Annotated in this window: 14 protein-coding genes; 4 read left to right on the top strand and 10 right to left on the bottom strand. The window is 74.9% G+C overall.

The genetic code is table 11. The annotated features are described in order from the left end of the window. From ACZ6ZI_RS29630 to ACZ6ZI_RS29620, 3 genes are all read right to left on the bottom strand, one after another. Entirely contained in the window at window positions 1–1,257 is a 1,257-nt protein-coding gene (locus ACZ6ZI_RS29630; RefSeq protein WP_469525844.1) for a hypothetical protein, read from the bottom strand. 101 nt (window positions 1,258–1,358) lie between these two features. Continuing rightward, window positions 1,359–1,952: a YdeI/OmpD-associated family protein gene (locus ACZ6ZI_RS29625; protein ID WP_469525841.1), complete on the bottom strand. Its 594-nt coding sequence runs from the start codon at window positions 1,950–1,952 to the stop codon at window positions 1,359–1,361. 47 nt (window positions 1,953–1,999) lie between these two features. Then, window positions 2,000–2,233: a DUF6296 family protein gene (locus ACZ6ZI_RS29620; protein WP_469525839.1), complete on the bottom strand. Its 234-nt coding sequence runs from the start codon at window positions 2,231–2,233 to the stop codon at window positions 2,000–2,002. A 132-nt stretch (window positions 2,234–2,365) separates the two neighbouring features. Between ACZ6ZI_RS29620 and ACZ6ZI_RS29615 the strand changes: the two genes are divergently transcribed. Then, window positions 2,366–2,776, top strand: a complete 411-nt coding sequence (locus tag ACZ6ZI_RS29615; RefSeq protein ID WP_363060324.1) for an MmpS family transport accessory protein — start codon at window positions 2,366–2,368, stop codon at window positions 2,774–2,776. An 8-nt stretch (window positions 2,777–2,784) separates the two neighbouring features. Here the strand turns inward: ACZ6ZI_RS29615 and ACZ6ZI_RS29610 are convergent, their stop codons facing one another. Together ACZ6ZI_RS29610 and ACZ6ZI_RS29605 are read right to left on the bottom strand one after the other, a co-directional pair. Further along, entirely contained in the window at window positions 2,785–4,227 is a 1,443-nt protein-coding gene (locus tag ACZ6ZI_RS29610) for an MFS transporter (protein WP_469525837.1), read from the bottom strand. An 85-nt stretch (window positions 4,228–4,312) separates the two neighbouring features. After that, entirely contained in the window at window positions 4,313–5,320 is a 1,008-nt protein-coding gene (locus ACZ6ZI_RS29605; protein WP_469525835.1) for a LysR substrate-binding domain-containing protein, read from the bottom strand. Window positions 5,321–5,444: 124 nt separating this feature from the next. Between ACZ6ZI_RS29605 and ACZ6ZI_RS29600 the strand changes: the two genes are divergently transcribed. Both ACZ6ZI_RS29600 and cynS read left to right on the top strand, forming a co-directional pair. Then, window positions 5,445–6,053 (top strand): carbonic anhydrase, encoded by a 609-nt coding sequence (locus ACZ6ZI_RS29600; RefSeq protein ID WP_469526146.1) that lies wholly within the window; start codon window positions 5,445–5,447, stop codon window positions 6,051–6,053. Window positions 6,054–6,083: 30 nt separating this feature from the next. Then, window positions 6,084–6,554 carry a cyanase gene (cynS, locus tag ACZ6ZI_RS29595; protein ID WP_469525833.1) on the top strand — a complete coding sequence of 157 codons (471 nt, stop codon included), beginning with the start codon at window positions 6,084–6,086 and terminating at the stop codon, window positions 6,552–6,554. Window positions 6,555–6,596: 42 nt separating this feature from the next. On the opposite strand, the gene ACZ6ZI_RS29590 is transcribed toward cynS, so the two are convergent. Then, window positions 6,597–7,874 carry an amidohydrolase gene (locus ACZ6ZI_RS29590; RefSeq protein ID WP_469525830.1) on the bottom strand — a complete coding sequence of 426 codons (1,278 nt, stop codon included), beginning with the start codon at window positions 7,872–7,874 and terminating at the stop codon, window positions 6,597–6,599. Window positions 7,875–8,103: 229 nt separating this feature from the next. Between ACZ6ZI_RS29590 and ACZ6ZI_RS29585 the strand changes: the two genes are divergently transcribed. Further along, window positions 8,104–8,277, top strand: a complete 174-nt coding sequence (locus tag ACZ6ZI_RS29585) for a thiazolylpeptide-type bacteriocin (RefSeq protein WP_007268044.1) — start codon at window positions 8,104–8,106, stop codon at window positions 8,275–8,277. Window positions 8,278–8,401: 124 nt separating this feature from the next. Here the strand turns inward: ACZ6ZI_RS29585 and ACZ6ZI_RS29580 are convergent, their stop codons facing one another. From ACZ6ZI_RS29580 to ACZ6ZI_RS29565, 4 genes are all read right to left on the bottom strand, one after another. Further along, on the bottom strand, window positions 8,402–10,369 hold the full coding sequence (locus ACZ6ZI_RS29580; protein WP_469525827.1) for a TOMM precursor leader peptide-binding protein: 1,968 nt from the start codon (window positions 10,367–10,369) through the stop codon (window positions 8,402–8,404). Further along, window positions 10,366–11,121, bottom strand: a complete 756-nt coding sequence (locus ACZ6ZI_RS29575) for an ABC transporter permease (protein ID WP_363060336.1) — start codon at window positions 11,119–11,121, stop codon at window positions 10,366–10,368. The genes ACZ6ZI_RS29580 and ACZ6ZI_RS29575 overlap by 4 nt, the downstream gene beginning before the upstream one ends. Further along, window positions 11,118–12,110 carry an ABC transporter ATP-binding protein gene (locus tag ACZ6ZI_RS29570; protein ID WP_469525825.1) on the bottom strand — a complete coding sequence of 331 codons (993 nt, stop codon included), beginning with the start codon at window positions 12,108–12,110 and terminating at the stop codon, window positions 11,118–11,120. Before ACZ6ZI_RS29570 ends, ACZ6ZI_RS29575 begins: the two co-directional genes overlap by 4 nt. Window positions 12,111–12,236: 126 nt before the next feature. Further along, window positions 12,237–13,325 (bottom strand): peptidase M50, encoded by a 1,089-nt coding sequence (locus tag ACZ6ZI_RS29565; protein WP_469526144.1) that lies wholly within the window; start codon window positions 13,323–13,325, stop codon window positions 12,237–12,239. Between the last annotated feature and the right edge of the window lie 8 nt (window positions 13,326–13,333).

Here is a 13,333-nt window from a genome sequence, read left to right as displayed (position 1 = left end):
TCACCGCGCCGGGCCCACGACCTCGCGCAGGTCCGCGTGGGCCGGGCCGGGGCGCCCGCCGACCAGGTGGAACAGGGCGCGGTCGGTGAGCGCCGTCGCCGTGGCGGTCTCCCGGTCCGCCGCTCCCGGCAGGTCCCGCGCGAGCCGGACCCCTTCGTCGAAGAGGGGGGCCAGCTCGATCACGGGGCGGTCCCCGTGCACGTGACGGAGCGTCACCGCGGCGGTCGACCGGCGGTGGGCGGCGAGCCGTTCGGCCGGGGATCCGGCTGCGGCCACCGCCGCTTCGAGGGCCGGGACGGCGTCGAAGTACGCCCGCCGGACGTGGTGCGACCAGGAGCTCGGGGCCTCGCCGAACGCGGGGCCCGCCGCGTCCGGGGTCGGCCGCGCCTCCCGATCCGCGGCCGACATGGCGAACAGGGCGGCCCAGAGGGCCGGGTCGCCACCCGTGGGCAGCTGCTCCCGCGTGCTCTCGGCGATCGCGCCGAGCAGGGTGAGCGCCTCCGCCTGCGCGGCGCGGGCCTGGGCGGGGCGGGCGCGGTGTTCCGACATCCTCGACAGGTATGCCAGTCGGTGGACCAGGTCGATCGTCGCCGATGTCGCCGCGCTCGTGGCCGCCGTCCCCGTCCCCGTCGTCGTCGCGGCTTCGGCCGTGTCCCGCGCGCGGCGGCCGGCGTCGACGAACGCCGCGAAGGTCTCCAGTGCCTCGGCGTGCCGGCCGGCGGCCTCCAGGGCGGCGGTCGCCGCGAGCGCCGGCCACCGGGCGGACGGGGCGCCGTCGACCTCCCGCCCCCACAGGCGCGCGGCGTCGGCGTGCCGGCCCTCCTCGGCCAGGACGACGGCCAGCCGTCCGTGCGGTTCCCGTCCCCGGGTGAAGCCCTCCCACCCCGATTCCACCGACTCCGCGCGCACGGCGCGGGCCTCCTCGTGCCGGTCCGCCGCGAACAGCTCGCGCTGGAGCCGGTCGAGGGCCTCGAACAGCAGCACCTCACGCTGCCCGTACGCCGTGTCGAGGTCCCGCGCCGCGTCCGCCGCGCGGCCGTACAGGGCCAGTTGTACGTCGGGGCGGTGCCAGAACTCGGGCGCGCCGCCGCGCCGCATCAAGGCCCGTACGAGTTTGGGCCGGTAGGTCAGGGGGCTCACGTCGGCGAGCACCCGGTAGGCCTCGATCTCGTTCAGCGGGCTGAGCGTCCCCGAGCCCAGCAGAGTCGTCCGTGCCCGCAGCACCGCGTCATGATCTACGTTTCCGGATGAATTCATGACGGTGATTCTGGGATCCGGACGTGCCCCCTCTCAAGGCTTCACGCGTGTGCCGTCCGTCCTACGAAAACGGCCTCTGACCTGTCATGATGGATACGTATTCACCCCTCTTCCGCCCCGCCGGACGGCTCCGGGCCGCGCAGGGCCGCGAGCGCGCGGTCCAGGCGGGTGCGCCGCGCGGCGGGGGTGAGGGCCTGGAGCAGCGGCAGGATCAACCGGTAGCGCCCGGTCCGGTCGAGGGCCTCGAAGGACTTCCGGGCGACCGGGTCGGCGTCGAGCGCGGCCTCCAGGTCCGCCGGTGTCGTCGCCGTCCGCTGCGAGGCGTACGCCGCCTCCCAACGCCCGTCCGCCCGGGCCCTGTCGACCTCGGCGAGCCCCGGCGCGCGCATGCGCCCGGCCGCCGTCAGCGCCTCCACCTTCTCGACGTTGACCCGCGACCACAGGCTCCGGGGGCGGCGCGGCACGTACTTCTGGAGGTAGTGCCGCTCGTCGTGGGAGCGGCGCTGCCCGGAGATCCAGCCGAAGCAGAGCCCCACGTCCACCAGTTCCTCGCCGCTCACGCTCGGGATGCCCGAACCCTTCTTCGCCAACAGGATCCACACGCCCTCGGCGCGCGCGTGGTGCTCCTCCAGCCAGGCCTCGAAGGCCCCGGAGTCCGCGAAGGCGACGATCTCCACACCGTTCGACTCGTCCATGGCGCCCAGGTTATGGCCGCGCGGAGCCCGGTGGGGCGGGGGAGGGGTCAGGCACGGGGGAGGGGGCGGGCCGCGGTGGGCGGGGTGAGCTTCTGGTGGGCTCCGGAGGCGAGCATGCGGACCTCGCCGCGGTCGCTGATCTCGGCGCGGACGATGCCGCTCCGGTCGGCGTAGACGGGGTGGCCGCCGGGGCCGACGCCCTCGGTCCGTTCCACCACCACCGTGTCCCCGGCCGCGCCGGATCCGTCGGGGAAGGTCAGCTCGTACCGTCGGACGTCCATCGGCTCGCTCCTGTCGCTGCCCGCATCTCCATCGTGAGCGGTGCCGGCCCGGCCCGCCTTTTGACTTTACCGGCGCTTTACGGTTGCTTGGGGTCGTAGCCGTTCCGATCAGCACCGTGAGGTTCCCCCGCCATGTCCCGCTTCGCCCGTACCTCCGTCCTCACCGCCGCGCTGCTGCTCGCGGTGAGCGCCTGCTCCGCCTCCGACGCCGTCGACCAGGTCGACAAGGTGGTCGACGAGACGTACGAGGTGACCTACGAGGTCACCGGCAAGGGCGTCGACTCCATCGAGTTCGCCGCGGGCGGCGGCACCGCGACGGAGCCGAAGACGGAGACCGTGCAGAACCCCACCCTGCCGTGGACCAAGACCGTCACCCTGCGCGGCATCATGCCGTCCTCCGTGGTGCCCACCGCGGCGGACGTGACCGGCGCCCAGGTCACCTGCAAGATCACCTACAAGGGCAAGGTCGTCGCCGAGCAGTCCGCCGAGGGCCTCGTGACCGCCGGCGGCTGCGTCGCCGTCTCCCCCGTCGCCGGCTCGTAGCCCGCGCCTCACGCCGCGTCCGGACCGCTGCCCGGGGGGTGCTCGGGCGGGCGCTCCGGGTCGCGGCGCACGACGGCCGCCATGGCGGCGGCCCCCAGCACCGCCAGGGCCGCGGCCCCGCGCAGCAGGGTCTCGATGGCGGCGCCGTCGGACGCGGCGCGGGTCGCGGAACCGCTGATGACCTCCAGCAGGGTGGAGGCGACGGCCACCGCGACGGCGCCCAGCAGCACGAGCGAGGTCAGGACCAGTCCGGACGCGGCGGCCAGCCGGCCGGGGGCGACGTAGGACTGGGTGGCGACGTTGGTCAGCGCCCAGGCGAGGCCGACGCCCAGGCCCACGACCGCGAAGACGACCGTGTACACCGCGAGGTCGGTCACCCAGGTCAGCGCGAACAGGCTGATGCCGCTCAGCAGCATGCCGCCCGCCATCAGGGTCTCGGGGCGGACGCGCTCCGCCAGGTGCCCGGACCAGTAGCTCGCGGCTCCGGCGCCGACCGACAGGGCCAGGAAGACCAGCCCGGAGTCGAGGGGCGAGAGCCCGCGCGCCTGCTGGAGGTAGAGCGCGGAGAACACCGCGACCAGGCAGTAGACGACGTTGGACAGCGATCCGGCGAGGGTGACGGTGACGAAGGGGCCGTTGCGCAGCAGCGCGAGGTCCAGGAGCGGCTGCGCCGAGCGCCGCTCCACGCGGACGAACACCGCCAGGAGCGCCGCGCCGAGGGCCACGCAGCCGAGGGTGGCCGGTGAGGTCCAGCCCCAGCGCTCCCCCTGGTCCACGCCGATCATGATGCCGGTGAGGCCCCCGGCCAGGGTCACCACACCGGGGAGGTCGGGCGCCCGACCGGCGCTCTCGTCGCGGGTCTCGGCGACGTGGCGCAGCAGGAGCAGGGTCGCGACCAGGCAGAACGGCACGTTCAGCAGGAACACCGCGCGCCAGCTCACGTGCTCGGCGAGGGCTCCGCCGACGAAGGGGCCGAGGGCCGTGCCGATCGCGCTGAAGGCGAGCACGGTGGCGACGGCGCGCCCTTGGCGCTCGTCGCGGAAGTACGCGGTGACCACGGCGACCGAGACGGGCATGATCAGGGCGGCCGTGCAGCCCTGGACGGCGCGCCCGGCGGTCAGCCACGCCGTGTTCTGCGCGGCGGCGCAGACGACCGAGACGACCGCGAAGCCGACGAGGCCGGTGACGAGGACGCGTCTTCGCCCCCACAGGTCGGCGGCGCGACCCCCGGTGATCATCAGCGCCCCCAGCGTGAGCATGTAGCCGCTGACCAGCCACTGGAGGTCGGTGGAAGGGGTGTCGAAGTCCCGCCCGATGACGGGCAGCATGAGGTTCAGCGCGAACCAGTCCATCTGCACGAGCAGCATGGAGATGGCGGCCGCGGCGATGACCGCCCGGTCGCGGCGGCCGAACCGGGGCCCCGCCCCCGCCGTTCCCGCGCGTGTGGTCATGGCGCCTCCTCCGGGGACTTCCAGTATCCGGTGGCCCCTCCGGGGACGCTCGCCCGCGGCCCGGGCGCCACTTCGACGACGGGGCCTACGCCTGCGCAGCCGGTCGGTAGCCGAGTGAGACCGCCAGGTCGCGGGCCAGGCCGGTGAACGCGCGCGCGGCGGCGCTCTCGTAGGCGCGGTCCCGGCGCAGCAGGACGACCGTGCGCGGGGGCAGCGGCGGGGCCAGCGGGATCCGCGTCAGCTCCGGGCGGCCGTCGGTGACGGCCTCGGGCAGGACGGTCGCCAACCCGGTCCGCCGGACCACCTCGATCAGGGCCTGGACCGAGCCCACCTCCACGGCGATCCGCGGCCGTACCCCGTGCGCCGCGAGGTGGGCGTCGACGTACGTCCGGGTGGCGAAGTCCGGTGTGAGCAGGGCGAGTCGACACTCCGTCAACTCGCCGACGGGCAGGGCGGCGTCGGGCAGGGCGGCGTCGGGCAGGGCGGTGTCGGGCAGGGCGGTGTCGGGCAGGGCGGCGTCCGGCAGGGCGCCGACGGGCAGGGCGCCGGTGGCCCGCGCGGCGAGGGGGGAGGCGGTGGCGGCCACCAGAACCGGCCTCTCGGTGAACAGGGCCGTCCCGGTGAGCCCCGCGGGGAGCGGGCCGTCGAAGGCGATGCCCAGGTCGACCTCGTCGGATGCCAGCGCGGCTTCGATCCGGTCCTGGGTCGCCTCCCGGACCTCCACCGTGATGCCGGGGTGGGCCTCGTGCAGCGCGGCGAGCAGGGGCCCGAGCAGGTAGGCGGTGAAGGTGGGGGTGAGGGCCAGGCGCAGGTGCCCGCGCGAGAGGTCGGCGACGTCGTGGACGGCCCGCTCGGCCGCCGCGAGGTCGCGCAACGCCCGGCGCGCGTGCCGCGCGTACGCCTCTCCCGCGTCGGTGAGCCTCACGGTTCGTCCGCCGCGGTCCAGGAGCGGTACGCCGACCGCCCGCTCCAGCTGCTTGACCTGCTGCGAGAGCGTGGGTTGGGAGATCCGCAGCTCCTCCGCCGCGCGCGTGAAGCTGTGGTGCTCGGCGACGGCGAGCAGGTAGCGCAGATGACGCAGTTCCGGGGCCATGGACCCGAGTATAGATGCCGTCGATAGATCGCATCGAGAACACGTCTTGGACTCTATAGGTGCTGCTCGTGCAGGGTGGAACACGTCAGCCCCACGGGGTGGATCCCACACGACGGGAGTGACCGTGCACGACCTCGACGAAGGACTCGCGCGCTTTCGGCGCGACGTCTTCCCCACCAAGGCGCGGCTGTTCGCCGAGCTCGCCTCGACCCACCGGCCGAAGACCCTGTTCATCGGCTGTTCCGACGCCCGCGTGGTGCCGGAACTGATCACCCAGAGCGAGCCCGGCGACCTCTTCGTCGTCCGCACCGCCGGCAACCTCGTACCCGCCTACGCCCCCGGACCCGAGGGCGTCGCGGCCGGCATCGAGTACGCCGTCGCCGTCCTCGGCGTCACGGACGCCGTGGTCTGCGGGCACTCCGCCTGCGGCGCCATGACCGCCCTCGCCGAGGCGCACGACCTCGACGGCGTACCGGCCGTCGCCGACTGGCTCCGCCACGCGGGCGCCTCCCCGGCCCGTGCGGCCGCCGCCGGCGCGGCGAGCGGCGGCGCGGACGTGGCGGCCCTCGTACGGGAGAACGTGCGCGCCCAACTCGTGAACCTCGCCACCCACCCCTCGGTGGCCCGCGCCCTCGCGGCGGGCCGCCTCACCACGCACGGCTGGGTCTACGACATCCCCACCGGTGCCGTGGAACGACTCGCCCCCGCCGGCGCCCTCGCCGCGACCGCCTGAACCACCCCACACGCAAAGGAAGTCCGTCCCGTGACCCACGCACAGTTCGAGACCACCGTCCGCGAACGCCTCGCCGTCGCCGCCGTCGAGTCGAAGATCCGCAAGGACCTCACCTGGCAGGAGATCGCCGACCACACCGACCTCTCCGTCGCCTTCGTCACCGCCGCGATCCTCGGCCGGCACCCGCTGCCCGCATCCGCCGCGCACGCCGTCGCCGACCTCCTCGAACTGGAGGAGGACGCCGCCATGTGGCTCCAGACGATCCCGCTGCGCGGCCCCCTGTCCGGCGGGACCCCCACCGACCCGACGATCTACCGCTTCCACGAGATGCTCCAGGTCTACGGGACCACCCTCAAGGCCCTGATCCACGAGCAGTTCGGCGACGGCATCATCAGCGCCATCAACTTCCGCCTCGACGTCGCGAAGGTCGCCGACCCCGACGGCGGCGAGCGGGCCGTGATCACGCTGGACGGCAAGTACCTGCCGACCAAGCCCTTCTGACGCCATCCGACCCCGCCCCCCCGCGTGCCCGAGGGGGGCGGGTCAGGCCCGCGGGGCCAGGCAGGTCAGGGCCGCCTCCGCCAGCGCGTCGACCGCGGCGGGCAGCGCCGTGCGGACGTCGGGGGCGAAGTCGGGCGCGTGGTTCGCGGGGAGCGCGGCCAGCTTCGCCGCAGCGCCCTCCCCGGGCGCCGCCGCCCAGGCCGCCGGTCCGATCACCCCGAGCATCCAGTACCCCAGGCGCACCCCCCGCGCCCCGTGCGTGGCGACGCCCGCGTCACCGAACAGCCCGAAGTCCTCCGTGGCCAGCGACGGCGGCCACATCGTCACCCGCTCCGGGCCGAACCGCGCCACGTGGGCCGCCCGCACCGCCGCCGTCGTCCCCGGATCGGGGTGGGTGACGGGGGAGGCGCTCTCGCGCACCACCTCCGGTTCCCGGGGGCAGCCCGAGGCGGCGCACTCGGCGCGTACGATCCGCTCCACCGCGTCCGCCGCGCGGGTCAGCGCGGCCTCCCCGGCGGCCCGTACCGTGATGCCCAACTCGGCCCGGTCCGGGACCACGTTCGCCCGCTCGCCCGCCCGGAACGCCCCCACGGTCACCGCCACCTGCTCCGACGGGGCCGCCTCCCGGGCCACCACCGTCTGGAGCCGGGTCACCACGTGGGCCGCCGTCACCACCGGGTCCACCGTGAGGTGCGGGGCGCCCGCGTGCCCGCCGCGCCCGTGCACCACGATCCGGAAGGTGACGCTCCCGGCGGTCATCGGCCCGTACGCGTGGGCGACCATCCCCGCCGGCAGCGGCGCCGCGTGCTGCGCGAGCACCGTGTCCGGGCGGCCGACCCGCTCGTACAGCCCGTCGGCGAGCATCGCCCGCGCCCCCTCCAGGGTCTCCTCCGCGGGCTGCCCCACCACGACGAGCGTGCCCCGCCACTTCGGCGCGTCCGGGCCGGCCAGCAGGGCGGCGGTCCCGGCGGCCGCCGCGAGGTGCAGGTCGTGCCCGCAGGCGTGCGCCGCTTCGCCCGCGCTCGCGTACGGCAGTCCGGTGGTCTCCCGCACGGGCAGCGCGTCCAGCTCCGCGCGCAGCATCACCGTCGGTCCCGCACCGCGGCGCAGGACCGCGGCCACGCCGTGCCCGCCGATGCCGCGAGTTGTCGCGTACCCGGCCTCCTCCAGCCGGTCGGCGAACCGTCCGGCCGTGCGGGCCTCCCCGCCCGAGAGTTCGGGATGGCGGTGCAGGTCCAGGTAGAAGGCCGTCAGGGACCTGAGCGACGCACCGGTCACCGGGGTCGGGCCGGCGGGTCGCGAGGTGGGGACGGTGGTCATGGTGACCATGCTCGGACACCGGCCCGGGAGCCCGGTGTCAGGCCGCTGACACTTCCTGTCAGCGGGCGCCGGCCGATGTCAGCGGGATGCCGGCGGGTAAGGGGGTGCGGTGACGGCGGGAACGGTTCTCCTGAAGGGGCACCGCACGTGACGGTCGTCCCTCGGGCGTCCGGCGGTCGAACGCCGCGCGGTCGCCCACCCGGCGACCGCCCCACCAAAGGAGTCCCCCATGGAGAAGTCCCCGCTCGCCTCGCTCGCGGACGAGATCCTGGAGCTGGAGTCGGAGACCTTCGAGATCTCGGACTACTCGGACGCCAGCGAGGTCGTGCTCGCCGGTTCCACGAGCTGCAGCTCCACCTCGACGTGTTCCTCGACCACCAGCACCACCTCCTGCAGCGCCTGACCCGAGCGCCGCGCCGCGATGCCCCGGCCCCCTCGCCACGCACGAGGGGGCCGGGGCATCCGGTCCGTCCGCGCCCCCGGGGATCCGATCCCGATCCCGACGGACGCCGGCGGATCACGACGGCTCAGGGGAAGGGGTGCGGCACCAGTCGCACCTCCGCGTCCGTGAGCGGCGCGGAGCGAAGTCCCGCCCGGTACGCGGCGGTCCGCAACCGCGGCAGGTACGGGGCCCGCTGCCGCGACCAGCCGAAGTCGATCGGCAACAGCCCCGGAACCACCGCGCAGACCGTCCGCAGCCCCATGCGCTCCTGCTCGGGGGTCGTCTGGTCCACGACGATCACGTCGTGCCCGGCCCCCGTCAACTCCGCCACGCAGAACAGCAGGTCGTCGCGGAGGTCTCCGGTCCGCGGCCGTCGCTCCGTCTCCCAGGACCGGTAGAGGTCCCCCATCGGGCGCACGGCCACCGGGTCCCGGTACGAGGCCGCGTGCGGGGCCATCGCCGGCATCCCGTACAGCTGGGCGTGGTCCTTCAGGTGCAGCACCCGCGAGAAGTCGCGGGACATGGCGTCCAGCTCGTCGCGCCGCTCGGCGACCTGACGCGGCAGGTGCGGGATGTAGGTGAGCACCTCGGACAGGGCGGCCTCCACCGCCGCCGCCGGATCGAGCGCCGCGCCCGCGCCGAAGGAGTACAGCCCCGGCCCGCCGTCGCGCCGGACGGCCAACCCGGTGACCACCGGCACCGCCAGGTCGATCCGGTTGTCGAAGGCGTGCACGTCGTAGCCCTGGAGGCCGGCCCGGTCGACCATCATCCGCACCGCCGGACCCGGCACGGAGTCCAGGTCGATCTCCGTCAGCCGCTGGTTCCCGTACCAGGCGAGCAGGAACGCGTCCCGCTCGATCAGTTCGAGCAGGGCGCCGAGCAGCGCCTCCTCCGCGCAGCTGCCGATCGCGCACCCGTTGGAGCACTCGAAGACGAAGTTGTCCGACTCCAACCCCGCGCTGTAGTAGGCGAGCCGGGCCGGCACCAGCACGGGACGGTCGTCGCGCAGCGAATGCCCGTACACCCACGGGATCGGCCGCTCGGGGTCGAAGGGCGACACCATCGGGTCGTCGCGGTAGGTCTCGGGCCGGTAGAACCCGCACTCCGCCGGGTCGAGCGCCCGCTCGCCCAACTCGGCGTAGGAGGCGGTCAGTACGGAGGTCCCCGTGCGGCGGTGGGTGCCGGCGTAGCGCTCCAGCCCCTCCAGGAAGGCCAGGTCGCGGCTGGACGAGAAGCTGTTGGCCTGCCCGCTCCAGGTCACGTCGGTGAGTCCCGCGTAGCCGCGCATGAACACGCTGCCCGCGACCGGGGCGGTGGTCGGCGAGGTCACGTTGATCCAGGTGCCCCCGCCGAGGACCCCGGTCACGGGATTGGCCAGCGCCGCCGTCGGCACCGGGTACGAGGAGGCCGCGCGCAGCCGCTGCGCCGCCGGATCCGGCTTGGGCCGCGCGGCGGGCGTGAGGGGTCGCGGGGCGTCGGTGCCGCCGGGCCCGCAGTCGGGGCACAGGGGATCGGCCGCCAGCGGGTACGTCCGCGTCCGCAGGGTCGCCAGGTCCAGCCGGGTCACCTGGGGCAACGTCCGGTCGGCCGCTCCCGGACCCGGGGCGGCGGCGCCCGGGCCGTCCGCCGCGAACAGTACGGCGTGCAGCGCGACCACCGCGTCCCGGGCGTACGGGGACAGCCGCGGCCACTCCGGCCCGACGGGCGTCGGCACCCGGCTGCCGGTCTCCAGCGCGTCGCGTTCGCTGCGGCTGCGCAGCCGCTGCCAGCGCATGGCCAGGCACCGCCCGCAGGCCGGGGCCGTGCCGTCGCCGCCCCACGGGCCGAGCAGGACGGCCTGGGCGCTGAGGTGGACGGTCGCCGCCGGGCGGACGGCGGCGAAGGGGTCGGCGGTGCGCGGCCCGAGGGCGTCGTGCACGCCGAGGGTCACCACGTGCGCGCCCTGCGGCGCCCCCGTCCGCGCCTGCGCGAGGGACCGCTCCAGGGACCGTCGCGCGCTCTCCATCGCGGTGCCGTCGGGGGCCCGGCCCCGCACCGCCTGCGTCGTCGTCATGACTGGTTGCTCCAGCGGAAGGTCTTCAGCCCGATCGCGCCGAACAGCAGGGCGAACCCGGCCAGGGCGGCGCAGCCGATCCCGATGCCGGCGAGCGAACCCGTGCCGGTCAGCGCCCCGCTCGCCGCGTCGTTGAGGTAGCGCAGCGGCAGCGCCCGGGAGAACGTCCGCAGCCAGGACGGCATCAGGTCGAGCGGGAGGAAGGAGCCGGACAGGAAGGCCATCGGCACCATGAGGCAGTTCGCTATCGCGGCGACGGCCTCGGGGGTGTTCGCGTACGTTCCGACGATCACCCCGATCGCCATGAAGGCGGTGACGCCGAACACCAGCGCGGGCAGCACCAGCGGCCAGCGCCCGTCGAGCTCCAGCCCGAAGCCGGGCAGCATCGCGACCGCGACGAACACGGCCGCCTGCGCCACGCCGACCACCAGCGACAGGACGTAGCGCGAGGCCAGCACGGTCGTGAGCGGGGTCGGGGAGAGCCGGATCAGGCGCAGCAGGTCGTCGCGGCGCCACTGCATCAGGGTGAAGGCGATCCCGAACACGGCGGCGTTGGCGACGCCCCAGGACATCACGCCGGGCGCGATGTACGAGATGTACGGGCGACCGCTCGCCTCCACGTCCTGGCCGCTGAAGATCAGCCCGAAGACCACCAGGAAGAGGAGGGGGAAGGCGAAGGTGAAGAAGAGGGTGGCCTTGTCCCGGACCTGGGCCCGGTAGCCGGCCTTGGTCAGTGCCGTGTACGCGCTCATGCCCGGAACTCCGTGGTCGGTGCGGTGGTGTCGGTGTCGGAGCCGCCGTGGGCTCCGGTGGGGGCGGGGTGTCCGGTCAGCTCCAGGTAGACGTCCTCCAGGGTCGCCGTGCGGGTCATCACCCCGTCGAGGCCCACGAGGGCGTCGACGGCCTGGAGCACGCGGCCGGGGGAGGAGGTCTCCAGCACCAGCGAGCCGCCCTGTTCGCTCACACGGTCGACGAACTCCAGCGCGGCCGCCCGGTCCGGGGCGATCCGCCCGGCCGGGATGAGCAGCCGGGCGGGCGCGCCGGCGGCGGCGACGAGCCGGTGCGGGGAGTCGAGGGCGGCGATCCGGCCGCCGACGAGGATGGCCACCCGGTCGCACAGGGCCTCGGCCTCGTCCAGGTGGTGGGTGGTGTAGACGATGGTGCGGCCCTCGCCCTTGAGGGCGCGCAGCACCTCCCACAGATCGCGGCGGGCCTGTGGGTCGAGGGCGGCGGTCGGCTCGTCGAGGAAGATCAGCTCGGGGTCGTGGACCAGTGCCGAGGCGATGGCCAGCCGCTGGCGCTGACCGCCGGAGAGGTTCTCGACGAGGACGTGGCCCCGGTCGGTGAGCCCGACCGTCTCCAACGTCCGGTCCGCCGCGGCCGCGTCCTTGCGGTACAGCCCGGCGACGGTGGCGAGGTGCTCGCGGGCGGTCTGGCGGACGAAGAACGCCGAGGCCTGGGTCTGGACGCCGATGCGCGGCAGCAGGGCCGTATCGCGGGGCCAGGGGCTGTGCCCGAGGACGCGCACGGTGCCGGAATCGGCCTGGCGCAGGCCCTCGACGATTTCCACGAGGGTGGTCTTGCCCGCGCCGTTGGGTCCGAGGAGGCCGAAGAACTCGCCCCGGCGGACGTCGAGGGAGATCCCGTCCACGGCCTGCCGGTCGCCGTAGCGCTTGCGGACCTCCCGTACGGACACGGCGAGTTCCGGGGAGTCGGGCGGAGGGGTGTGGTCAGTGGTCATGGGCGGTGCGGTTCCCTCGGTTCGGAGACGGTGCGGGGGGAGTGGAAGGTTCGGGGGGAGTGCAAGGTTTTTGGGCGGACGGGGGCGCGGACGCGGCCCCGGGCGGCGACGGGGGGAGCGGCGGGCTCACGGCGTCACCGCCACGACGACGCCGGTCACCAGAGCGCCGGCCAGGAGCAGGACCAGCAGGGTCGAGCCGATCCCGTAGAGCGCGTACACCTTTCGGGCCCGCGGCGGGTAGGCGTCCGCCGCGGGCCGGTCGCGCAGCCGCAGCCGCAGGTACGCCGAGCTGGCGGGGGCGAGCCGGGTCACGCGCAGCGCGTGCCCCAGCAGGGTGTAGCCGTCCATCGGCGGCAGCGGGACCAGGTTCACCAGCGCCTGCGCGCTGCCCAGCAGCAACAGCGCGCCCAGCACCCGGCCCGTGGCGTCGCCCGTCGGCAGCGCGGCCCACCAGAGAAGGAAGGGCAGCAGGAACAGCAGGTTGGCGAAGGCGCCCGCGCCGGCCACGAAGAGCTGTTCGCGCCGCCGCGGCAGGTAGCGGTAGTTCTCCACGGTGCAGTACATGATCGCGACGGGCAGTCGCCACCGCAGCCCGATCTCCCCGACGGTGCCCCCGACATGGCGGGCGGCGATCCCGTGCCCGAACTCGTGCAGCGCGGTGCTCAGCCACAGCAGCGTCGCCACGGCCAGCAGCGGCACCGGACGCATCGCCAACCAGATTACGTCCGCGAGGAGTTCACCGAACGAGAGCGCCAACACCACCTCCATGCCCAGGCATACGAGGACCAGCGCGCCCAGCACCACCGGCCGCAGGGCGGGCCGCAGCAGCCGGTGCAGCCGCCCCGTGGTGGCGTCGGCGTCGGCGACCAGCCGCAGCGTGCCGCGCAACAGGCCCCCGGTGCGCTGCGGCCCGGGGCCGGGGGCCGGCTCCGGGGCGGGCCCGCCCGCCAGGAGCCGCCGGGTCCCGAGCAGCCCGAGGAGCCGGCTCCAGTTCGCCTCGCCCAACCGGCGCCCGAAGGCCCGCCCGTACTCCTCGCCGATCTCGGCGAGGCTGCGCGAGCCGTCCAGGCGCGACAGCAGGAAGAACTCCTTCTGCCCGACCTCGAACGCGGCACCGGACACCGGGTCCTTGACGAGGTGGACGACGGCGGAGCCGTTCAGCAGGGGCGGCGACAGCAGGATCCCGGACCGCAGCGCGGGCCGGTGTTCGAGCATCCCGGTGC

This window comes from Streptomyces sp. NPDC103540, assembly GCF_055584445.1.
Note: the sequence above shows the minus strand (reverse complement) of the source record. Positions and strands in the feature narration are given on the sequence as shown.